The organism is Bradyrhizobium sp. in8p8 (genome assembly GCF_000426845.1).
Lineage (GTDB): Bacteria > Pseudomonadota > Alphaproteobacteria > Rhizobiales > Xanthobacteraceae > Bradyrhizobium > Bradyrhizobium japonicum_C.
Genome location: NZ_AUGD01000010.1, coordinates 171,937 through 194,779, shown reverse-complemented (window position 1 = coordinate 194,779; position 22,843 = coordinate 171,937). Strand labels below are relative to the sequence as shown.

Annotated in this window: 18 protein-coding genes and 2 tRNA genes; 11 read left to right on the top strand and 9 right to left on the bottom strand. The window is 64.6% G+C overall.

What is annotated here, in order from left to right:
• Positions 1-15: 15 nt before the first annotated feature.
• On the bottom strand, positions 16-906 hold the full coding sequence (locus K408_RS0124940) for a hypothetical protein (RefSeq protein ID WP_024341209.1): 891 nt from the start codon (positions 904-906) through the stop codon (positions 16-18).
• 353 nt (positions 907-1,259) lie between these two features.
• Here K408_RS0124940 and K408_RS38655 point away from each other — a divergent pair, with 353 nt between their 5' ends.
• The 6 genes from K408_RS38655 to K408_RS0124910 all read left to right on the top strand — a co-directional run bounded on the left by K408_RS38655 (position 1,260) and on the right by K408_RS0124910 (position 8,462).
• Entirely contained in the window at positions 1,260-1,502 is a 243-nt protein-coding gene (locus K408_RS38655; protein WP_024341208.1) for a hypothetical protein, read from the top strand.
• A 117-nt stretch (positions 1,503-1,619) separates the two neighbouring features.
• Positions 1,620-1,982 (top strand): hypothetical protein, encoded by a 363-nt coding sequence (locus K408_RS0124930; RefSeq protein WP_024341207.1) that lies wholly within the window; start codon positions 1,620-1,622, stop codon positions 1,980-1,982.
• A gap of 55 nt (positions 1,983-2,037) precedes the next feature.
• Positions 2,038-3,312, top strand: coding sequence for a divalent metal ion exporter subunit IhpA (ihpA, locus tag K408_RS0124925; RefSeq protein WP_024341206.1), 1,275 nt, complete (start codon positions 2,038-2,040; stop codon positions 3,310-3,312).
• The gene (gene ihpB / locus K408_RS0124920; protein WP_024341205.1) at positions 3,309-4,286 is read left to right on the top strand and encodes a divalent metal ion exporter adaptor subunit IhpB; all 978 of its coding nucleotides are present in this window, start codon (positions 3,309-3,311) and stop codon (positions 4,284-4,286) included. Before ihpA ends, ihpB begins: the two co-directional genes overlap by 4 nt.
• Positions 4,279-7,497 (top strand): efflux RND transporter permease subunit, encoded by a 3,219-nt coding sequence (locus tag K408_RS0124915; protein ID WP_024341204.1) that lies wholly within the window; start codon positions 4,279-4,281, stop codon positions 7,495-7,497. Before ihpB ends, K408_RS0124915 begins: the two co-directional genes overlap by 8 nt.
• Positions 7,498-7,499: 2 nt before the next feature.
• The gene (locus K408_RS0124910; RefSeq protein WP_024341203.1) at positions 7,500-8,462 is read left to right on the top strand and encodes a cation diffusion facilitator family transporter; all 963 of its coding nucleotides are present in this window, start codon (positions 7,500-7,502) and stop codon (positions 8,460-8,462) included.
• A 164-nt stretch (positions 8,463-8,626) separates the two neighbouring features.
• On the opposite strand, the gene K408_RS0124905 is transcribed toward K408_RS0124910, so the two are convergent.
• On the bottom strand, positions 8,627-9,487 hold the full coding sequence (locus K408_RS0124905; RefSeq protein WP_024341202.1) for a class I SAM-dependent methyltransferase: 861 nt from the start codon (positions 9,485-9,487) through the stop codon (positions 8,627-8,629).
• Positions 9,488-9,614: 127 nt separating this feature from the next.
• Here K408_RS0124905 and K408_RS0124900 point away from each other — a divergent pair.
• Positions 9,615-9,691, top strand: a tRNA-Val gene (locus K408_RS0124900).
• A gap of 110 nt (positions 9,692-9,801) precedes the next feature.
• Here K408_RS0124900 and K408_RS0124895 read toward each other — a convergent pair.
• The 3 genes from K408_RS0124895 to clpX all read right to left on the bottom strand — a co-directional run bounded on the left by K408_RS0124895 (position 9,802) and on the right by clpX (position 14,295).
• Complete coding sequence (locus K408_RS0124895; RefSeq protein ID WP_024341201.1) at positions 9,802-10,206, bottom strand: GFA family protein; 405 nt, start codon at positions 10,204-10,206, stop codon at positions 9,802-9,804.
• A gap of 70 nt (positions 10,207-10,276) precedes the next feature.
• On the bottom strand, positions 10,277-12,700 hold the full coding sequence (lon, locus tag K408_RS0124890; RefSeq protein ID WP_024341200.1) for an endopeptidase La: 2,424 nt from the start codon (positions 12,698-12,700) through the stop codon (positions 10,277-10,279).
• A gap of 323 nt (positions 12,701-13,023) precedes the next feature.
• Positions 13,024-14,295: an ATP-dependent Clp protease ATP-binding subunit ClpX gene (gene clpX / locus K408_RS0124885; RefSeq protein WP_008547851.1), complete on the bottom strand. Its 1,272-nt coding sequence runs from the start codon at positions 14,293-14,295 to the stop codon at positions 13,024-13,026.
• A 178-nt stretch (positions 14,296-14,473) separates the two neighbouring features.
• On the opposite strand from clpX, the gene K408_RS42265 reads away from it, so the two are divergent.
• The gene (locus tag K408_RS42265) at positions 14,474-14,728 is read left to right on the top strand and encodes a hypothetical protein (protein ID WP_155248614.1); all 255 of its coding nucleotides are present in this window, start codon (positions 14,474-14,476) and stop codon (positions 14,726-14,728) included.
• A 13-nt stretch (positions 14,729-14,741) separates the two neighbouring features.
• Here K408_RS42265 and K408_RS0124880 read toward each other — a convergent pair whose 3' ends face one another.
• The 3 genes from K408_RS0124880 to K408_RS0124870 form a co-directional block, all read right to left on the bottom strand.
• Entirely contained in the window at positions 14,742-15,377 is a 636-nt protein-coding gene (locus K408_RS0124880; RefSeq protein WP_024341199.1) for an ATP-dependent Clp protease proteolytic subunit, read from the bottom strand.
• A gap of 279 nt (positions 15,378-15,656) precedes the next feature.
• Positions 15,657-17,018: a trigger factor gene (tig, locus tag K408_RS0124875; RefSeq protein ID WP_024341198.1), complete on the bottom strand. Its 1,362-nt coding sequence runs from the start codon at positions 17,016-17,018 to the stop codon at positions 15,657-15,659.
• A 171-nt stretch (positions 17,019-17,189) separates the two neighbouring features.
• A tRNA-Leu gene (locus K408_RS0124870) sits at positions 17,190-17,274 on the bottom strand.
• 153 nt (positions 17,275-17,427) lie between these two features.
• On the opposite strand from K408_RS0124870, the gene K408_RS0124865 reads away from it, so the two are divergent.
• Positions 17,428-18,732, top strand: coding sequence for a multicopper oxidase family protein (locus K408_RS0124865; RefSeq protein WP_024341197.1), 1,305 nt, complete (start codon positions 17,428-17,430; stop codon positions 18,730-18,732).
• A 3-nt stretch (positions 18,733-18,735) separates the two neighbouring features.
• On the opposite strand, the gene K408_RS0124860 is transcribed toward K408_RS0124865, so the two are convergent.
• Positions 18,736-20,235, bottom strand: coding sequence for a bifunctional ADP-dependent NAD(P)H-hydrate dehydratase/NAD(P)H-hydrate epimerase (locus K408_RS0124860; protein ID WP_024341196.1), 1,500 nt, complete (start codon positions 20,233-20,235; stop codon positions 18,736-18,738).
• 378 nt (positions 20,236-20,613) lie between these two features.
• Here K408_RS0124860 and K408_RS0124855 point away from each other — a divergent pair, with 378 nt between their 5' ends.
• Positions 20,614-20,952: a P-II family nitrogen regulator gene (locus K408_RS0124855; RefSeq protein ID WP_007603495.1), complete on the top strand. Its 339-nt coding sequence runs from the start codon at positions 20,614-20,616 to the stop codon at positions 20,950-20,952.
• Positions 20,953-21,104: 152 nt separating this feature from the next.
• The gene (glnA, locus tag K408_RS0124850; RefSeq protein ID WP_024341195.1) at positions 21,105-22,514 is read left to right on the top strand and encodes a type I glutamate--ammonia ligase; all 1,410 of its coding nucleotides are present in this window, start codon (positions 21,105-21,107) and stop codon (positions 22,512-22,514) included.
• Positions 22,515-22,843: the final 329 nt, after the last annotated feature.

Sequence of the window (22,843 nt, the reverse complement as noted above, 5' to 3'; positions counted from 1 at the left end):
CATTTGTGTTGGAGCTTACGGCACCGGCATCGCCCGCGGATTGCGGTGGAAGCGATTGGAGCTCGCCATCCAGTTCGGCAGCGGGTCTCCATCACGATGCCGTCCGCCGGCGACGGCTGCAGCCCAGGCGACCGCGGCACCGATAAGGGTCGCGGCTGCGATCGAGAACGCCACGATGATCGAATTGCGCCGTGCACGGTTGATGGCGGTCCTGGAGTCTGCGATCACCGCATCGACCCGCCGCTCGGCGTCCGGGGCCGCCAGTCCCGTCGCAGCTGCGACCTGTTGCACAAGGTAGGTGCGGTCATCGGCGCTCACGCCGCTGTGGCTTGACGACGTCATCAGAATGCGTCCCGCTTCCGCCCGCGCGTCCCTGAGATCGAGGTTTGGGGCGCGACGCGGGGCGCGGAACAGCTTGTCGAGCTCATAGCTCAACAAAGGCTCGGCCGCGGAAGCGTTGCTCGCTGAGCTGCGCATCGGCGAACGGTCGATCGCGGCGGCCCCGAGAAGAGCGAGCAGAGCGGCGCCAGCCAGCACCGCCAGGGCCCAGGCGGTCAGCCCGTGCAGGCCGTCTCGCCGCTCGCCATCGTCTTCGATCGTTGCGAGCGCGGGCGCCGGACGGGTCGTCCGGCCAGCGATGTAACCGCCGAAGCCGAAGCTGACGATCGCCTGAATGATCAGATACAGTCCGGAGAGCAACGCGAGCGCGGCCGAGGCGTCGCGCCATGTCGGCGAGGCCGAACTGACACCCAGGCCGACGGCCACTCCGAAGCCGATCAGGATGAAGGACATAGCGCCAGCCGCGAGAGCACCAGCGAAGACCGAACTCCACTGGATTGCACGAGGCGTCTCACTCACCAGGCCGCCTTCCATGATCTCTTCGCGCATGAGAGTTTCAACCGTCATCGCGGCGCTCTCAGCGCAGGCCGAAGAATGACAGGATCGCCATGATGACGACGATCAAGCCGATCAGATAAATCAGTCCGTCCATAGTCCATCCTCCTCAGTTTCTTCTGGTCGCTAATCGCGAGGTAAGAGGAACGTTCCAAATTGGACATATCGGCGGGAACGAAGTGGCGGGATGAGGGTTACCTGCTCGAGTCCCGAGGATAGAGATTGTGAGCACGAAGGCCTCAGCCGGTCAGACCGGCTGGGGCCTTTCCGTGCTGCGTCCGCCTCGACCTGTCCTATGTTAACGACGGCGGGGCCGTGATCATCAAAGATGCGATCGGGGTGGAACCTCAGATCAGGAGAGGCGCGTGGATCGCAGAACGGCGTGCCTGCACCAGGCGAATGCATTCCGGGAGAAGGCCATTGCCGATCCCGAGCACCACGATCAATGGATCGACGAAGCGATCAAATGGCTCGAACGGGCCATGGAGGCGAGCTGTCGCGCCGTCATTACCGTGCCGGCAGACGATGGCGGCGCCGTAGCCGAGCCGGTCGCCACCGAAGTCACGGATGCCATGCCCTCACAGCGGCGCGTCATTGCCCGCCAGTGAGAGACAGGGCGCCAATATGCGCTGCGGCAATTGTCCCTGGGACGTAACAATGTTGCGGGTCGACACTGTTCCCGCCGTTATGCTACGTCGGGCCAAGACCGCAACCAGAGTGACGTCGTGCGCGCGAACCGCCAGCCCTCAGGAACTTGCCGTCCGCGCACCTGGCGCGGATTGCTCTCCGTGCTGATCGCGGTTGTCTATCTGCTCGCAGGGGCGCTGCATGGCGCACACGACATCGACGTCACCACGCCGGGGGGCGGTTCGGAGATCGCGGCGGTCCTGGATGACGCCACGGGCGGCAGCGATCACAAGGCCATCGGCGGACATCATTGCCATGGCTGCTTCTCCCTGGCGGTAACACAGCCGGTGCCACCGACCACATCGACGCTGCTTGTGTCGGCAACTCGCCCGCAACATGCATCCCGGCTGGCCGGCATCATCCCCGATACCGACTCTCCCCCTCCCAAGCAGATTGCCTGAACGGATTGGTCGGGCGTTCCGCGCCCATTAGGTTCATCCTTCACAGGTCGGTTTCATGTTTCGCAGGGGAATGGCCGCGCGCGTGGCGCTCGCGGCGGCGTGTCTGATCGTTGGATCGGCACTTGCACCGTCTCACGCCCAGACTTTGACGATGCGCAGCGCGCTGTCGCGCGCGCTGGCCGCGAGCCCGCGGCTGACCGCGGCTGAGCGCGACATCGGCATTGCCACCGGCCAGCGCATCCAGGCCGGTGCCCTGCTCAATCCGGAACTGTCCTATGAACAGGACGATTCATTCGGCTCCGGCAGGTATCGCGGAACGCGGTCGGCGGAGACCACACTGCAGATCAGCCAGGCTTTCGAGCTGTTCGGCAAGCGCGAAGCGCGGATTGCGGCCGGAACAGCTGGCGTCGAGGTCGCCGCGATACAGCGCAAGGCGATCCGGCTGGAGGTGCTGTCGGAGACCGCGATCGCCTTCCTCAGCGTGCTTGGCGCGCAGCGGCGCATCCAGATCCTCGATGAGCAGATTGCCGCGATCGACCGGCTGACGCCGCTGCTGCGCCGCCGCGTCGAGGCCGGCGCCTCCTCGCCGGCCGAGACCGGGCGCGCCGAGGTCGCCTCCGCCCTCGTGAAGGCCGATCGCGAGCGCTTCAAGGCGAGTCTGGCCAGCGCCCGGCGCGAGCTTGCGGTGCTGATGGGCGATCCCGCCGCCAAGTTCGGCGAGGTCTCCGGCCGACTCGACACCACCGGACGGCCGCCCGCGTTCCAGGCGGTGATCGCCGCCATCGACGCCAACCCGCAGCTGGTGCGCTGGACCGCGGTTTACGCACAGCGCAATGCCGAGCTGCTGCTGGCGCGCCTCAGGCCCTATCCGGACGTGCGCATCGGGGCTGGCTGGCGCCACTTCCACGAAACGGGCGACGATGCGGCGCGGCTGACACTCTCGGTGCCGATCCCCGTGTTCGACCAGAACCAGGGCAACATCCTTTCGGCACAGGAAAGCCTCGCCAAGACCAGGGCCGAGCGCGAGGCCAATCGCAACACGCTGATCGTGATCGCCGGCCGCGCCTATGACTCGCTTCACGGCTCGCTGCGCGAGCTCGCGGTGCTGCGCGAGACTGCCATTCCCAAGGCCGTCGAAGCGTCCGAGGCGATCTCGCAAGGCTACGGCCAGGGCCGCTTCACCCTGCTCGAGGTGCTCGACGCCCAGGCCAGCGTCACCCAGGCCCGGCTGCGCGAGCAGGAGGCGCTGCAGAATTTCCATGCCGGCGTTGCGATCATCGAGGGCCTCGTCGGTAATCCATTCACGCTGGCGCGGGAGAGCGCACGATGAGGACGTTCTCGACCATCGTCGTTGCCATCGTTGCGGCCGCGCTCGGCGCTTACGGCTATTCCCTGCTCGCACCGGGCAAGCTCGCTCACACCGAACCGGCCGAACATTCCGAACACAAGAAACCGAACGACCGTGTCGAGCAGGACGAGCACGGCGCCGACCGCATCCGCATCTCCGACGTCAAGCTTGCAGCCGCAGGCGTCACGCTGGCCGAAGCCGCCGGCGCCACGCTGACCGACACCCTCGCTTTCAATGGCATCCTGCGCGCCAACCAGGAAGCCGTGGTGCAGGTGACCCCGCGCTTTCCGGGCGTGGTCAAATCCATCCTGAAGCGCATCGGCGACAGGGTCGCCAAGGACGATCTGCTCGCCGCGATCGAGAGCAACCAGAGCCTCACCGTCTACGAGCTGAAGGCGCCGATCGCCGGCACGATCATCGAACGGCAGATCTCGCTCGGCGAGTATGCCTCCGAGCAGAAGCCGGCCTTCGTCGTCGCGGACCTCTCCACCATCTGGGTCGATCTGTCGATCTACCGGCAGGACTTGAGGCGCGTCCGCCTCAATGACGAGGTGCTGATCGATCCCGATGACGGCCGCGGCGAGATCAAGGGCACGATCTCCTACATGGCGCCGATCGGCAGCAGCGAGACCCAGACGGCGCTGGCGCGCGTCGTGCTGCAAAATCCTGACGGACGCTTGCGGCCCGGCCTGTTCGTCACGGCGCGGCTGATCCTCGCCGAACGCAACGTCGCGGTTGCCGTGCGCCGCAGCGCGATCCAGACGCTGGACAACAAGACCATCGTGTTCGTCCGCGAGGACGGCGACAAGATCGAGGCACGCCCCGTCGAAACAGGGGATTCAGATCCGCGACACGTTGAGATCAAGGCCGGCCTCGCGGCCGGCGAGCACTACGTTGCGGAGAACAGCTTCGTCGTGAAGGCGGAGATGGGCAAGGGCGAGGCCGAGCATGATTGAGCGTCTGATCGCCCTCTCGCTGCATCAGCGCTGGCTGGTCCTCCTGCTCGCGCTGGGCGCCCTCGCCTTCGGCGCATGGAATTTCCAGCGCCTTCCGATCGACGCCGTGCCTGACATCACCAACGTCCAGGTCCAGATCAACACCCGCGCGCCAGGCTATTCGCCGCTCGAGACCGAGCAGCGCATCACCTTCCCGGTCGAGACCGCGATGGGCGGCCTGCCCAAGCTCGACTACACCCGCTCGCTGTCGCGCTACGGCCTCAGCCAGGTGACGGTGGTCTTCAAGGACGGTACCGACATTTACTTCGCCCGTCAGCTCGTCGGGGAACGGATCCAGCAGGTGAAGGACCAGCTGCCGGCGAGCGTCGAGGTTGCGATCGGGCCGATCTCCACCGGGCTCGGCGAGATCTTCATGTACACCGTCGAGGCCAAGCCGGGCGCCAAGACGCAAGCCGGCCACGATTATTCGTTGACCGATCTGCGCACCGTGCAGGACTGGATCATCCGGCCGCAGCTTCGCAACGTGCCTGGGGTGATCGAGGTCAACACCATCGGCGGCTTCGAGCGGCAGTTCCACGTGCTGCCGGATCCCGGCAAGCTGATGGCCTACCGGCTCGGCTTTCGCGACGTCATGACGGCGCTCGCAGCCAACAACGCCAATGTGGGCGCCGGCTATATCGAGCGCAACGGGGAGCAATACCTGGTTCGCTCTCCCGGCCAGGTCGGCAATATCGCCGAGATCCAGGACATCGTCATCGGCTCGCGCGGCGGCAATCCCGTCAGGATCAGAGACGTCGCGACTGTCAGGGAAGGCCGCGATTTGCGCACGGGCGCCGCGACGCGCAATGGCGAGGAGACCGTGCTCGGCACCGCCATGCTGCTGATCGGCGAGAATAGTCGCACCGTGGCAGGCCGCGTCGCAGCCCGGCTCGAAGACATCGCCAAATCGCTGCCCGAGGGCGTCGTGACGCGGACCGTCTACGACCGCACCGATCTGGTCGAGGCCACAATCCGCACCGTCCGGAACAACCTGCTTGAAGGCGCGGCGCTCGTGGTCGCCGTGCTGTTCCTGATCCTCGGCAACATCCGCGCCGCGTTGGTGACGGCCTGCGTCATTCCCCTGTCCATGGCCATGACCATCACCGGCATGGTCGAGGCCAAGGTCAGCGCCAACCTGATGAGCCTGGGCGCGATCGACTTCGGCATCATCGTCGACGGTGCGGTGATCATCGTCGAAAACTGCCTGCGCATGCTGGCCGTAGCTCAGCGCGAGAAAGGGGGGCTGCTCACGACCGCCGAACGGTTGCGGGCCATCCTGCGCGGGTCGAGCGAGGTCATCAAGCCGAGCCTGTTCGGAACGCTGATCATCGCGGTGGTCTATCTGCCGGTGCTGACGCTGACCGGTGTCGAAGGCAAGATGTTCACCCCGATGGCACTGACCGTGCTGATGGCACTCGGCGCTGCGGTGCTGTTCTCCATCACCTTCGTGCCGGCGGCCGTTGCGATTTTCGTGACCGGCAAGGTCTCCGAGCACGAGAACCTGTTCATGCGCGCGGCGAAGCGCGCCTATCTGCCCCTGCTCCACTTTGCCATCGACAATCGCGCCGCGGTCGCCGTCATGGCCGTGGCCATCGTGCTCGCGAGCGGCATCGCCGCTTCGCGCATGGGCGGCGAGTTCATTCCGAGCCTGGACGAAGGCGACGTGGCGCTGGCCTCGATCCGGATTCCCGGCACCAGCCTCACCCAATCGCTGGACCTGCAAAAGGCGCTGGAGAAGCGCGTCATGCAGATTCCCGAAGTGAAGGAATTCTTCACCCGCATAGGCACCGCGGAGATCGCGACGGACCCGATGTCGCCGGCGCAGACCGACGGATACGTGATGCTGAAACCGCGCGCCGAATGGCCCGATCCGCACAAGTCGAAATCGGCGGTGATCGAGGCGATCGACCATGCCGCGGACGAGATTCCCGGCAGTGCCTATGAACTCTCCCAGCCGATCCAGTTCCGCGTCAACGAGCTGATCTCGGGCGTGCGCACCGACGTCGGCGTCAAGATATTCGGCGACGATCTCGACATCCTGCAAGGCGCCGCAAAACAGGTGGAGGGCGCGATCCGCGGCATCCGCGGCGCCAGCGACGTCAAGATCGAGCAGGTCGCGGGCCTGCCGATCCTCACCGTCCGCCTCGACCGTCAGGCGCTCGCCCGCTACGGCCTCAGTGTCGCCGAAGTGCAGGGCATCGTCGAGATCGCGGTGGGCGGCAAGTCGGCCGGCAAGCTGTTCGAGGGCGATCGCCGCTTCGAGATCGTGGTCCGCCTGCCCGAGCACCTGCGCGGCAATCTCGAGGCGATAAGGGCCATCCCGATTCCGCTGCCGCCCGGTGAGGACGCCGGCTCCGGCACGGCCATTCGTACCGCGCTGGCCGCTTCGCCGCTCACGCAGATGCGCTATGTGCCGCTCTCGTCGGTCGCAACAGTCGATGCGACGCCGGGGCCCAACCAGATCAGCCGAGAGAACGGCAAACGGCGCATCGTCGTGACCGCCAATGTCCGTGCCCGCGATCTCGGCTCCTTCGTCGCCGAGGCCGAGGCGGCCGTGGCCGAGAAGGTCAAGCTGCCGCCGGGCTACTTCATCGGCTGGGGCGGACAGTTCGAGCAGCTTGTCTCCGCGACCAAGCGACTGGCGATCGTCGTGCCGGTGGCCTTGTTGCTGGTGTTCCTGCTGCTATTCATGGGCATGGGGTCGGCGGCGGATGCGGCGCTGGTGTTCTCCGGCGTACCGCTGGCACTGACGGGTGGTGTCGCCGCACTCCTGCTGCGCGACATTCCCTTGTCCATCAGCGCCGGGGTCGGCTTCATCGCACTGTCGGGTGTCGCCGTGCTCAACGGCCTCGTCATCATCGCCTTCATCGAGCGGCTGCGCGGCGAGGGGCGGTCCGTCGTGGATGCCGTGCGCGAGGGCGCGCTGACGCGGTTGCGGCCGGTGCTGATGACCGCTCTCGTGGCCTCCCTCGGCTTCGTGCCGATGGCGCTCGCCACCGGCGCCGGCGCCGAGGTGCAGCGGCCGCTCGCGACCGTGGTGATCGGCGGCATCATCTCATCGACTGTGCTGACGCTCCTGGTGCTTCCGGCGCTCTACGTGCTGTTCCGCCGTGACGTCGCAGGCGAAACGCCTACAATGGCGCCTGATTTGGCAGCATCCGCGGAGCGCTAGAGGTGGCCGATCACGACCATCACGGGCATCACCAACATAATCATGCAAGCCATTCGCATGGTCATGGCCAAGCTCATGGGCACGTCCATACGCCCGCGAGCTTCGGCAAGGCGTTCGCGATCGGCATTACGCTCAACATCGCGCTGGTGGTGGCCGAGGCGACTTACGGCTATATCGGCAACTCCACCGCTTTGCTGGCGGACGCCGGCCATAATCTGTCCGACGTGCTTGGCCTGGTCGTGGCCTGGGGCGCCTCGATCGCGGCGAAGCGCGCGCCGAGCGGCCGCTTCACCTATGGCCTGCGCGCCTCCACCATCCTCGCGGCACTGGCGAATGCGGTCTTCCTGCTGGTCGCGACCGGCGCAATCGGCTGGGAGGCGATCCTGCGCCTGCAACACCCCGAGCCGGTTGCGGGCATCACGGTGATGGTGGTCGCGGGCATCGGCATCCTCATCAACGGTTTTACCGCCCTGCTGTTCGCGCGCGGCCGCAAGGACGACCTCAACATCGAGGGCGCGTACCTGCACATGGCCGCGGACGCCGCGGTCTCGCTCGGCGTCGTGGTCTCGGCGGCGCTGATCATCTGGACCGGCTGGCTGTGGCTCGACCCCGTCACCAGCCTCGTCATCTGCGCCACCATCCTCTGGAGCACGACGAGCCTCTTGCGGGGCTCCATCGACATGTCGATGGCAGCCGCACCCAGGGGCACCGACCTCGCCGCGATCAGGGCGTTTTTGCTCGCGCGTCCCGGCGTCTCAGGGATCCACGATCTCCACGTCTGGCCGATCTCGACCACCGAGACGGCGCTGACCTGCCATCTCGTCATGCCCGCAGGCAGCGGCGACGCATTCCTGGTGGAGACGGCGCAGATCCTGAAGACGACCTATCGCATCGGCCACACCACGCTTCAGGTCGAGACGCACCCCGACAATGGCTGCGCGCTGGCGCCGGATGATGTGGTGTGAGGGGCGCGCTGGCGCCTCCACGCTGTCATCGCGAGCCAACGGGTCCGGGCGAAGCCCGGCCCGATGACAGGCTCCGCGAAGCAATCCAGACTGCCTCCGCAGAGACAGTCTGGATTGCTTCGTCGCAAGTGCTCCACGCAATGACGCGGAGAGAGCGCCGTGTCCTACGCGGCCTTCGCCGTCACGATCCAGATCGCACCCTGCAACTCAACCGACCGGTCCTTCAGGAACGGCGCGAGCGTCTCGCGGATCGAGGCCTTGGCGGCCTCGTAGGTCTCCGGCGGATGGCCCTGAAGCGCGCGGCTGGCGGGGCCGATCTGCAGCGAGCCGTCCACGGCGGCATCGAGCCCGTCGCCGATCGCGATATCCATCGGAAGATTGCGCGGCTCCATTGCCACATCCACGAAGCCCGCGCCTTTAAGGATGCGCATCACGCGCTCCTCCGATGCGAAGGCGAACGGGCCCGGCTCTTCGGGACCAACCGGCGGCATTTTCGGCACATGCTTGTAGACCGCCATCAGCGGCGCCATCATCCACGGGTTCTCCTTCGGCTCGCGCCAGCAGGCAAACGCGAGGCGCCCGGACGGCTTCAGTGCGCGACGCAGATTGGTGAAGGACGCGATGGGATCGGCGAAGAACATCACGCCGAAGCGCGAGGCGAGCAGATCGAAGCTCGCCGGCTCGAACGGATACACCGTCGCATCCGCCAGCACGAAGTCGAGCGGCAGGCCCTTTGGCGCAAGCGCGCGCGCCTGCGCCAGCATCGGTTCGGACACATCGAGGCCGAGCGCGAATCCGTCGGGTGCCACCGCCTTCGCGAAGGCGAAGGTCGTCGCGCCGGAGCCGCAACCGACATCGAGGACGCGCTCACCCGGCTTCGGCCTCGCGCGCTCGATCAGCACGCCGGCAATGGGGCCAAGCAGGCTCTCCTGCGCTGTATGGCGATCGGCCCAGCGCTGTCCGCTCGGGCCGTTCCAATAGGCGATCTGGTCGGCGTTCTGCTCGTGTCCGCTGGGCTGTTGCATCGGCTTCCTCAATCACTTTCCCGGCGGTGATATCACGTTGGAGGCCAGCAAAGCGGTCAAATGAGCCGGATCTGCGCGTTGCCGCCCCTTGCTCCTCCCCCCGCCGGAGAGCTAAAGAGGGCGCTTGGGGCGGTTAGCTCAGCTGGTTAGAGCATCTCGTTTACACCGAGAGGGTCCGCGGTTCGAATCCGTGACCGCCCACCAGCCTTCGCCTGCTACGGCTGGGCATGCCAGCCGGGACGCTCATTGGTGCAAAGCTGGCGAAGACTGCCATGCCCCAGCCGTTTGGCGAAGGTGGGCTTTTCACAAGCGCCTCAATCCTGCGGCCTGCCCGGCAGCAACGGCACGGCGTCGATCCACACCGCAGCCGACTGGCACCAGATCTGCCTGACGGGGCGCAATTGGTCACGCTGACGGATGCTGCCCCAGCGGATGCCCCAATCGTCGGCCTCGCCGCCCTCGCCGCTGGTGAACAGCGGGGAACCGCACTCGCCGCAAAAATGCTGGAAGCGCATCCGGCCGTTGTCGCCGCGCTTGCCGTAGACCTTGGGCGTGCCGGCGGTCAGCTTCACGTCGGCCTTGGCACAGATCGCGGTCACGCGGAACGGCGAGCCGGTCAACGCCTGGCAATCGGTGCAATGGCACACCGAGACCTGCTCCGGATCGATCTCGGCCTCATACGTGATCTTCCCGCAATGGCATTGGCCGTCGATGTGCATTGCCTCCTCCCTTACCCAAACAAAAACGGCGCCCGAAGGCGCCGTCTTATCATTGTTCCGAGCTTCGATCTCAGTGAGCGGTCAGGCCGCCGGCGGCTTCATCCCCGTCCGGCTTCACCGTCACCTTGGTGTCCTCTTCCCAGACGATCGGTGTGGGCTTCTTCACCAGAGCCTTGGCGACGACGTCGTCGAGGCGGGAGACCGGGACGATCTCCATGCCGCCCTTGATCGCATCGGAAATCTCCGTGAGATCCTTGGCGTTGTCCTCGGGGATCAGCACAGTCTTGATGCCGCCGCGGGCCGCAGCCAGCAGCTTCTCCTTGAGGCCGCCGATCGGCAGCACGCGCCCGCGCAGCGTGATCTCGCCGGTCATCGCGACATCGTGGCGAACCGGGATGCCGGTCATGACCGAGATGATCGCGGTGGCCATGGCAACGCCGGCGGACGGGCCGTCCTTCGGCGTCGCGCCCTCAGGCACGTGCACGTGGATGTCGCGCTTGTCGAACAGCGGCGGCTCGACGCCATAGTTGATCGCGCGCGAGCGGACATAGGAAGCCGCCGCGGAGATCGACTCCTTCATCACGTCGCGCAGATTGCCCGTGACCGTCATCTTGCCCTTGCCGGGCATCATGACGCCTTCGATGGTCAGCAGCTCGCCGCCGACATCGGTCCAGGCAAGGCCGGTGACGATGCCGACCTGGGGCTCGCTCTCGATCTCGCCGAAGCGGTACTTCGGCACGCCGAGGAACTCTTCCAGAGTTTTCTCGGTGACCTTGACCGACTTCTTCTTGGAGATCATCAGCTCCTTCACCGCCTTGCGGGCGAGTGTGGAGAGCTCACGCTCCAGGTTGCGCACGCCCGCTTCGCGGGTGTAGCGGCGGATCAGCAGCAGCAGCGCGTCGTCGTCGATCGAGAACTCCTTGGAGTCCAGGCCATGCTTGGACACCGCGTTCGGGATCAGATGCTTGCGCGAGATCTCGACCTTCTCATTCTCGGTATAGCCCGCGATCCGGATGATCTCCATGCGGTCCATCAGCGGCCCGGGAATATTGAGCGTATTCGCGGTCGTGATGAACATCACGTTGGACAGATCGTAGTCGACCTCGAGATAGTGGTCGTTGAACGTCCCGTTCTGCTCGGGATCGAGAACCTCGAGCAGCGCCGAGGACGGATCGCCGCGGAAATCGGCGCCCATCTTGTCGATCTCGTCCAGCAGGAACAGCGGATTGGACGACTTCGCCTTCCGCATCGACTGGATGATCTTGCCGGGCATCGAGCCGATATAGGTGCGGCGATGGCCGCGGATCTCGGCTTCGTCGCGCACGCCGCCGAGCGAGACGCGCACGAATTCGCGCCCGGTCGCCTTCGCGATCGACTTGCCGAGCGAGGTCTTGCCGACGCCGGGAGGGCCGACGAGGCACAGGATCGGACCCGTCAGCTTGTTGGCGCGCGACTGCACCGCGAGATACTCGACGATACGTTCCTTGACCTTCTCCAGCCCGTAGTGATCGGAATCCAGGATGGCTTGCGCCTGCTCCAGATCCTTCTTCACCTTGGACTTCTTGTTCCACGGGATCGACAGCAACCAATCCAGATAATTGCGCACGACGGTCGCTTCCGCGGACATCGGCGACATCTGGCGCAGCTTCTTCAATTCATGCTGCGCCTTCTCGCGCGCTTCCTTGGAAAGCTTGGTCTTGGAGATCTTCTCTTCGAGATCGGCGAGCTCGTCGCGACCGTCGTCGTCGCCGAGTTCCTTCTGGATCGCCTTCATCTGCTCGTTGAGATAGTACTCGCGCTGGGTCTTCTCCATCTGGCGCTTGACGCGCGAGCGGATGCGCTTCTCGACCTGCAGCACCGAAATCTCGCTCTCCATCAGCCCCAGCACCTTCTCCAGGCGCGTGGTCACCGACAGCGTCTCCAGGATGCCCTGACGATCGGCAATCTTGACGGCGAGATGCGAAGCCACGGTGTCGGCGAGCTTGGCGAAATCGGTGATCGCCTGCACGACGCCGACGACCTCGGCCGAGATCTTCTTGTTGAGCTTCACGTAGCTCTCGAAGTCGGACACGACCGAACGCGCCAGCGCTTCCGCCTCGACCGACTTCGCATCGGTATCGGCGAGCGCGACGGCAGTCGCCTCGTAATAGTCGGCGCGATCGGTATATTTCGCCACGCGCGCACGCTCGAGCCCTTCGACCAGCACCTTCACGGTGCCGTCCGGAAGCTTCAAGAGCTGGAGCACGCTGGCGAGCGTCCCGGTCTCGTAGATGGCGTCGGGCGCCGGATCATCGTCAGACGCGTTCTTCTGCGTCGCGAGCATGATCAGCGCGTCGTTCTTCATCACCTCTTCCAGCGCGCGGATCGACTTCTCGCGGCCGACGAAGAGCGGAACGATCATGTGCGGGAAGACGACGATGTCGCGCAGCGGCAACACGGGATAAGCGTGCGTTTCGCCATGGACGATGGTTGGCCGGGGTTTGGGATTGGTCATGGCCTTTTCCTTTTGCTTTGCCCCCTCGCACGCAGCCCGCTGATCATGCGCAACCGCCACAAGGTGCCGAGGTGATCCGCAGAACCGGTCGGTCCGTTTGCGGGTTGGACCGGCTTGCCGGAACGGAACTGAGGCGAATCTTGAAGAGAATTTTCGCTCGCCGCCGACATTAGGTGGCTATCGACCCGGGGGGTGTCAAGTCATTGAAAAACGCGCGCCATCAGGCGCTTACGCAACGCGACAAGCGACGCAACACCGGCTGCGGAGATTCAGTTCCGCAGCCCATTTTGGCAAGGCAATTGGCGCATTCCAGCGCCGCCAGATCAGGCGCTGGCGTTCTCGACCGCGCGATCGGACCGATCGGCGTAGATGTAGAGCGGACGCGCCGTTCCTTCCACGACTTCGCGGGAAATCACGACTTCTTCCACACCTTCCAGGCCCGGCAGGTCGAACATGGTCTCGAGGAGGATCGCTTCGAGGATCGAGCGTAGCCCGCGCGCGCCGGTCTTGCGCTCGATCGCCTTGCGGGCGACCGCGCCAAGCGCCTCGTCGGCGAAGGTCAGCTCGATGTTCTCCATCTCAAACAGGCGCTGGTACTGTTTCACCAGCGCGTTCTTCGGCTCTGTGAGAATCTTCTTCAGCGAGGTCTCATCGAGATCTTCGAGCGTCGCCACGACGGGCAGACGGCCGACGAACTCGGGGATGAGGCCGTACTTCAGGAGGTCCTCGGGCTCGACGTGACGGAAGATCTCGCCGGTACGGCGGTCCTCCGGCGCGAGCACTTGGGCGCCGAAACCGATCGAGGTCGACCGACCGCGCGCCGAGATGATCTTCTCGAGGCCGGCGAAGGCGCCACCGCAGATAAACAGGATGTTGGTGGTATCCACCTGCAGGAACTCCTGCTGCGGATGCTTGCGACCGCCCTGCGGCGGGACCGAAGCCACCGTGCCTTCCATGATCTTGAGCAACGCCTGCTGCACGCCCTCACCCGACACGTCGCGCGTGATCGAGGGATTGTCGGACTTGCGGCTGATCTTGTCGATCTCGTCGATGTAGACGATGCCGCGCTGGGCGCGCTCGACATTGTAGTCGGCGGCCTGGAGCAGCTTCAGGATGATGTTCTCGACGTCCTCGCCGACGTAGCCCGCTTCGGTCAGCGTCGTCGCGTCCGCCATCGTGAACGGCACGTCCAGGATGCGCGCGAGCGTCTGGGCAAGCAGCGTCTTGCCCGAACCGGTCGGACCTATCAGCAGGATGTTCGACTTCGCGAGCTCGACGTCGTTGTGCTTGGTCTGATGGTTGAGGCGCTTGTAGTGGTTGTGCACCGCGACCGACAGGACCTTCTTCGCATGGCTCTGGCCGATCACGTAGTCGTCCAGCACCTTGCAGATTTCCTTCGGCGTCGGGATGCCGTCGCGCGACTTGACCAGCGAGGACTTGTTCTCCTCGCGGATGATGTCCATGCAGAGCTCGACGCACTCGTCGCAGATGAAGACCGTGGGACCCGCGATCAGTTTGCGGACTTCGTGCTGGCTCTTGCCGCAGAACGAGCAATACAGCGTGTTCTTGGAGTCGCTCGTGCCGACCTTACTCATTCATGTCTCCGTCCGCGGTTCGATCCCGTTCCGCTCGATCGCCCCATTCCGACACGATGGCCGGCATGAAGCTTAAGTAGAGCAAATTCCGTACCAAAAAAGACCTACGCTTACTACACCGTGCGAATCACGGTCACTCGATTCTCCCGCGATCATAGCCGATCAGTCGTAGCCAACCATGCTGTCACCCGACTATCAAGAATTCGCTAATCGGGGTTCGCCGGCTACCCGTGACAATACCGTGATTTCCGGTCTTGGCACGGGCGAAGTGATCGAAATCACCCCGGCGTTGCTGGATTGCCACGAAAAACAAGCACGAAAGCGGAACTTTCCGCTTGCCGCGGGGCGCAAAACCGCATTTTGCGACGCGCGCAAGCGACCTAACGTGAACACCGCCCTGACGGGTCCACGGCAACCTGAGAGATCGTCGTGACGCCCCAGTAGTGCTACGGGGATTTCGTCGCCGCCGGCTCCTCGGCGCGCTTGTCGATCACCCTGTCGACCAAGCCGAACTCCTTGGCATCGTTCGCGGTCAGGAACTTGTCTCGTTCCAGCGCATCCTCGATCGACTTGTAGGTCTGACCGGTGTGCTTCACGTAGATCTCGTTGAGCCGCTTCTTCAGATTCAGAATTTCCTGGGCGTGCAGCATGATGTCCGTGGCCTGGCCTTGGAACCCGCCCGAGGGCTGATGCACCATGATCCGCGCATTCGGCAGGGAGAAGCGCATGTCCTTCTCGCCGGCGGCGAGCAGCAGCGAGCCCATCGAAGCCGCTTGGCCGGTGCAGAGCGTCGAGACCGGTGGGCGGATGAACTGCATGGTGTCGTAGATCGCAAGGCCCGACGTCACCACGCCGCCCGGCGAGTTGATGTACATCGAGATTTCCTTCTTCGGATTTTCCGCCTCAAGGAACAAGAGCTGCGCGACGATCAGCGTCGACATGCCGTCCTCGACGGGGCCGGTCACGAAGATGATGCGCTCTTTCAGCAGGCGCGAGAAAATGTCGTAGGCGCGCTCGCCACGGTTGGTCTGCTCGACCACCATGGGCACGAGGTTCATGTAGGTTTCAACCGGATCGCGCATGAGTCACCTAGGGTTTCGGAGACGGACATCGCCGGGACTGGCTGCCAGTTGTGCTGGTTCTGCCGGAAGGGCGGATGGACGTCCTGTGATGCAGGAACTTGGTAGAGGTAGAAGGCGTACCGACAGATATAGCCCAATTCGCGCCTGACAAGTGCGGAGCGCATTAAGGCTTAATCCGACAGGGCAGTTGAAGCTGATTCGCACAAAGAGGCCCAGCCGGCCATCTGGCCAGCTGGGCCCCTTCGCTGATCATCCTTAATGGCGGGCTATCTCAAACCCTCAGGCTGCGGTCTTTTCCGCGTCGTCGTCCTTGTAGAGGTCCTCACGCGAGACCTTCTTCTCGGTCACGTTGGCGAGCTCCAGGATGAAGTCGACGACCTTGTCCTCGTAGATGGGTGCACGAAGCTGGGCCAGCGCCTGGGCATTGTTGCGGTAGAAGTCCCAGACCTCCTTCTCGCGGCCGGGCATCGAGCGCGCGCGCTCGATCACGGCGCGGCCGACCTCGTCGTCGGTCACGGTGATCTTGTTCTTCTCGCCGATCTCGGAGAGCACGAGACCGAGCCGCACGCGGCGGTCCGCGATCTTGCGATACTCTTCCTTCGCCTTGTCCTCGGTGGTGTCCTCGTCGGCAAAGGTCTTGCCGGCGGAGTCCATCTCGGCCTTGACCGAGTTCCACATCAGATTGAACTCCTCATCGACCAGCGAAGGCGGCGCCTCGAAGCGATGCGCCTCGTCCAGGCGGTCCAGCAGCGCGCGCTTGACCCGCTGGCGCGTCGCGGTCGCGAACTCGGCGGTCAGCCGCTCGCGCGCGGCTTCCTTCAGCTTGTCCAGCGATTCCAGGCCGAGCGACTTGGCGAACTCGTCGTTGATCGCCAGATCCTGCGGCGCCTCGATCAGGGTCGCGGTGGTCTCGAACTCCGCCGGCTGGCCGGCCAGCTTCTCGTTCATGTAGTTCTTCGGGAACGACACTTTCAGCGTGCGCGTCTCGTTGGCGCCGATCCCGATGAGCTGCTCCTCGAAGCCCGGGATGAAGGTGTTGGAGCCGATCACGACCTGGATGCCCTCGCCGGTGCCACCCTCGAAGACTTCGCCGTTGATGCTGCCCTTGAAGTTGATGGTGACGCGGTCGCCCGACTCCGCCTTGGCGCCCTCGCCCTTGGCGGCGTAGGTGCGGTTGGAATCGGCGATGCGCTTGATCGCGTCGTCGACATCGGCGTCGGTGACATCGGCGACAGGCTTCTCGACCTGGAAGCTCTTGAAGTCGGCGAGTGCGATCGCCGGCACCACCTCGATGGCGACGGTGTAGGTCAGATCGGTCTTGCCGCTCAGCAGCTCCTCGACGTCCTTCTGCTCCGTCGGCATGGTGATCTTCGGCTCGGTCGCGAGGCGGAAGCCGCGTTCGGAGAAGAGCTGCGTGTTGGTGTCGCGGATGGTCTGGTCGATGGTTTCGGCCATCACGGAGCGGCCATAGACCTTCTTCAGGTGCGCCACGGGCACCTTGCCCGGACGGAAGCCGTTGATCCGGACCTTGTCCTTGAGGTCGACGAGCTTGGCGCCGGCCTTGGCATCGAGATCAGACGCGGGAACGCTGATCTTGAACTCGTGCTTCAAGCCTTCCGAGAGGGTTTCTGTGACCTGCATGGCGTCCAATCTTCTTTTCGCTCGGTCCCGGCACGCATGCGTCGGGACGCTGTCATTAATCGATCCGGCGCGAGGCAACGCCTCACCACCGGTGGTTCATCGGACCGGCTCCCGACGGAAGATCATCCGCAGAAAGCAGGTCTCGTAATCCGTGCAAACGCGATAAGCGCTTGGTGCGGGCGGAGGGACTCGAACCCCCACAACTTTCGTCACTGGAACCTAAATCCAGCGCGTCTACCAGTTCCGCCACGCCCGCGTTAATTTGCATCAAGACCGGCCGCGATGCCGCGGGCGGCCGGGCTTATAGCATGTGCCTGACTGTTCGCAGCAAAAAAATGGCCGGTTGGAGGCGCACTTCAAGTAGGCATGATGGCTGGACTTATCCAGCGCGGCGTGGTCCGGATCGGTCATGACAACGCGGTTCTCGAACCCTCACCGGCGTGCGGTTCTGGCTGGGCTCGCAGCATCCGCGGCCGGCTTGGCGGCGGGCGGCGCAACCCCGCCGGTAACCGGCCGGCTCGCGCTTCAGGCCAGGGCATCAACCTTGGCCCTCAGGCCCGGCCAATCGGCGACACCGATATGGGAACTGGCCGCAGCAAGCCAGCTCGGAGACGTCCGTCTCAAGCGGGGCGATCGCTGCGAGCTGGTGTTTCGGAACGACCTTCCTGTCCCGCTTGCGCCGGTCTGGTACGGCCTCAACAGCGGGGCCGCATCGGACTCGCTGCGAGGACACACCCCCGCCGCGCCCAATTCGGCCGAAACATCAACTGTTTCAATACCCAATGCTGGGACGCTCGTAGCCGACTTCCGCCTCTTCGAGGACGGCCTGAAGCTGCCGGCACGGTCGCTTGCGATCGTCGCCGGCGAGACTGGCCCCATTGCCGTTGATCGTGACGAGATCCTGTTGATCGAGGAATGGCGCCTGCGGCCGGATGGCACCGCGGTTCCGCCGGGCCAGGATCCGAAGGATGCCGCATCGCTCTACACCGTCAATGGCAGATCCTCATTCGAACTCTCAGCTGTGGCCGGCGAGCGGCTCCGGCTGCGCTTCATCAACGGCTCGCAACGTTCTGTTATAGCGGTCAAATTGGAGAGCCATGAGGTTCAGGTCATGGCCCTCGACGGTCAGCCAGCCGAGCCGTTTCCGGCGCGGAATGGTGCTCTGGTGCTCGCCGCGGGCGGACGGGCCGACGCCTTCGTGGATGTCGCCAGATCGGCCCCCTTCCTGCTGCACGACGGCAAGGAGGCGCGCCGGGTCGGTAGCCTCACCGTCTCCGGCAGCCTGGGCCGGCGCGCGCGTCTGGGGCCGCCGCAGCCACTCCCTTCAAACGACCTTCCCGAGAAGCTCGACCTGCGGGGATCCCTGCGGTTCGATGTCGCGCTCGGTGCAGCGGACGCCGGTTGGACGCGGCCGGCAAGCTTCTCGACCGAGTCTTCCCCCGCCTTCCGCGCCAAGGCCGGACGAACCGTCGTGCTGGCGCTGAAAAACCCCGCGCCGATCACGACCGTCTTCCACCTGCACGGCCACCCCTTCCGCCTGCTCGACAAGCTTGACGATGGCTGGAAGCCTTACTGGCTCGACACGCTCGCGATCGAGCCCGGCCAAACCCAGCGCATTGCGTTCGCCGCAAGCTCCCCCGGACGATGGCTGATCGAATCCGTCATGGCTGACTGGTCCGCGCCGCGGCTGGTGCGGTGGTACGCGGTGGACTAGCCCTCAATATTCGATGCCGAGCGCGTCATAGATGCGCCGATGCACGGCCGGCAGCGTCTCGGTCAGGTCCTCCGCGATCAGGCCCGGTCCGGCCTCGCTTGCCGCTGCGCCGTGCATCCAGACGCCGATGCTGGCAGCTTCGAAGGCAGGCACGCCCTGCGCCAGGAGCCCTGCGATAATGCCGGACAGCACGTCGCCGGCGCCGGCCGTGGCGAGCCAGGGCGGCGCATTGGCGGCGATGGTGGCGCGACCGTCCGGAGCGGCGATGGTGGTATCCGGGCCCTTCAGGAGCACGACGGCGCCGGAGCGCTCGGCTGCGGCGCGCACGCGCTCGAGCTTGGAGCGGCCGGGATGCTTGTTGCTGAGATCGGAGAACAGGCGCGGAAACTCGCCCTCGTGCGGCGTCAGCACCACCGCACTGTTCTGCGAGGACTTGATCGATTCGAACAGGCGCTCGGGGGTCGCTGCAAAGCTCGTCAGCGCATCGGCATCGAGCACCAGGTGACGCTGCGCGCCAAGCGCGGTGTGAACGAGGTCGCAGGTGCGCTCACCGATGCCAACGCCGGGGCCGATGACACAGGTGTTGTAACGCTTGTCGCCGAGCAGCTCGCCAAACTCGACCGCGCTGTCGACGGCGCGGACCATCACCGCCGTCAGCGCGGCCGCATTGATGGCGAGTGCATCGCGCGGGCTCGCCAGCGTCACGAGGCCGGCGCCCGCGCGCAGTGCCCCGCGCGCGGCAAGCCGCGCCGCGCCGGTCGCGGCCGCATCGCCGGAAACGGCCAGCACGTGGCCGCGCGCGTATTTGTGGCCGTCGATGCGCGGCACGGGAAAGGCGGCGCCCCAGAAATCCGGATCGTTCTCGAAGGTCTGAGGTGCGATCTCATCCAGCACCTGCGCGTCGATGCCGATCTCGGCCACGCGCACGCGGCCACAATGGATCCGGCCGGGGAGAAGCAGATGCGCAGGCTTCTTGCGAAAGAAGGTGACGCTCTCGGTGGCGTTCACTGCCGCGCCCATCACGGCTGCGCTGGTGCCGTTGATGCCGCTCGGCAGATCCACGGCGAGCACCGGGGCGCCGTTGGCGTTGATCGCCTCGATCATCGCACGCGCCTCGCCTTCGACGGGACGGCTGAGGCCAGCGCCGAACAACGCATCGACGATCAGCGCCGGCCTTCCGATCGCCTGCGGATTGAACGGTAGCACCGGGTGCTTCCAGCCGCGCGCTGCGGACGCCGCATCGCCCTGGAGCTGGTCACGCTCGCTCATCGAGATCACCGAGACTTCGCGCCCCTGAGCGGCGAGCTCGGCGGCTGCCACGAACCCGTCGCCGCCGTTGTTGCCGGGGCCGGCCACGATGAGGATCGGCCCCTCCTCCACCAGCGCATGGGCGGCCTCCGCGACCGCCTGCCCCGCGCTCAGCATCAGCTCGAAACCGGGCGTGCCGGCCGCAATGGCGAGCTGGTCGGCGCGCTGCATCTCAGCGTTGGTCAGAACTTCCATGCCACTTCCTAGTACAAACGCCTCTTCAACAGGCATCTTCTATGCCGGCCCCGCCACAAGAACATCAAACTGCACATATATTGAACCGTTTGCCTATTTCGTAGTCTTCGGTATTTTGTGCAAATCGGCACCACTACCAGGGATGCACGTTAAAAGGCTGATAACGTTCTCATAATCTGGGCATTTGCAACTTGGCATAGACCCTGCTTTCGAGGAAGCCGCTCGGTCGGTCGCACCATTGGGATCTTACAGGGTGTGGCCGGTCGCTGTCGCCGGACTGGTCAGGGATGCCGGCATAGAGAAGACAAGATCGTGCGTTGAGAAATGCGCGTCCTGACGAAGACGTTGCTATTTGATCGAGAGGCCGGGAGTCGCGCAGTGAAGAAAATCGAAGCCATCATCAAGCCATTCAAGCTCGACGAGGTGAAGGAAGCGCTTCAGGAAGTCGGCCTTCAGGGCATCACCGTCACCGAGGCCAAAGGCTTTGGCCGGCAGAAGGGCCACGCCGAACTCTACCGCGGCGCAGAATACATCGTCGACTTCCTGCCGAAGGTAAAAATCGAGATCGTGATCGGCGACGATCTGGTCGAGCGCGCCATCGACGCGATCCGCCGCGCGGCGCAGACCGGCCGCATCGGTGACGGCAAGATCTTCGTGTCCAACATCGAAGAGGCGATCCGTATCCGGACCGGCGAATCCGGGCTGGACGCTATCTGAGCCGGGTGCTATCCCGCATTTTGCGACACTCCGACAAGAGATAAGGCTGCCTCGGCGGCCTGATTTCATTTGTGCGGTCGCGCAAAACTCGCCCAAGCGAGAGAAATTTTCGCTCATCTGGAAACCGATCCGCAGAGCCAAAAGGGGTATGCATGAAGACCGCCAAAGACGTCCTGAAATCGATCAAGGACAACGACGTCAAGTACGTCGACCTGCGCTTCACTGATCCGCGCGGCAAGTGGCAGCACGTCACGTTCGACGTCAGCATGATCGATGAAGACATCTTCGCCGAAGGCACGATGTTCGACGGCTCCTCGATTGCTGGCTGGAAGGCGATCAACGAATCCGACATGTGCCTGATGCCCGATCCGGTGACCGCGACGATCGATCCGTTCTTCGCCGAGACCACCATGGTCATCACTTGCGACGTGCTCGAGCCGACCACCGGCGAGCCCTATAACCGCGACCCCCGCGGCATCGCCAAGAAGGCGGAAGCCATGGTGAAGTCGATGGGTGTGGGCGACAGCGTGTTCGTCGGCCCCGAAGCCGAGTTCTTCGTGTTCGACGACGTGCGCTATTCGGCCGACCCGTACAAGACCGGTTTCCGGCTCGACTCCTCGGAACTGCCGACCAATTCCGATACCGAATATGAAGGCGGCAATCTCGGTCACCGCATCCGCACCAAGGGCGGCTATTTCCCGGTTCCGCCGCAGGACTCGGTGCAGGACATGCGCTCGGAGATGCTCGGCGCCATGGCCAAGATGGGCGTCAAGGTCGAGAAGCATCACCACGAGGTCGCTTCCGCCCAGCACGAACTCGGCATGAAGTTCGACACGCTGACTCTGATGGCCGACCACATGCAGATCTACAAGTACTGCATCCACCAGGTCGCGCATATCTACGGCAAGACCGCCACCTTCATGCCGAAGCCGATCTATGGCGACAACGGCTCGGGCATGCACGTGCACCAGTCGATCTGGAAGGACGGCAAGCCGGTGTTCGCCGGCAACAAATATGCGGACCTGTCGGAGACCTGCCTCCACTACATCGGCGGCATCATCAAGCACGCCAAGGCAATCAACGCCTTCACCAACCCCTCGACCAACTCCTACAAGCGTCTGGTCCCGGGCTATGAGGCCCCCGTGCTGCTCGCCTATTCCGCGCGCAACCGCTCGGCCTCCTGCCGCATCCCCTACACCGCTTCGCCGAAGGCCAAGCGCGTGGAGGTGCGCTTCCCCGATCCGATGGCCAACCCCTATCTCGGCTTCGCCGCGATGCTGATGGCCGGCCTCGACGGCATCAAGAACAAGATCGATCCGGGTCCGGCGATGGACAAGGACCTCTACGACCTGCCGAAGGAAGAGCTGAAGCAGATCCCGACCGTCTGCGGCTCGCTCCGCGAGGCGCTGGAGAATCTCGACAAGGACCGCGGCTTCCTCAAGGCTGGCGGCGTGTTCGACGACGACTTCATCGACGCCTATATCGAGCTGAAGATGACCGAAGTCGCGCGCTTCGAGATGACCCCGCATCCGGTCGAGTTCGAGATGTACTATTCGGGCTGATCGGCCCGAACTTCATCCGACAAGCAAAAGGCGCTTCCGCGAGGAGGCGCCTTTTCGTTTTGAGTCGAACGCCGTCACGCCACCGATGAACTCGTGTCAGCTGCATGCCGTGCGCGACCGGTGCAGACCCTTGCCCTCCATCCACCAGCTTTCGTTCTCCGTCCGACTCCACTTTGTTCTCAAAGAACAAATCAGAGCCGTAAAAAGCAGCACGGACCAAATCCTACTGATTGGTTTATTCCGCGGAAGTTCGCCGAAGCGAATGGTGATCGTGCGAACGGAGAGCCGATACAGTCCATCTCCTCGGCCCAAGCTTAGAGGAGTTCGCC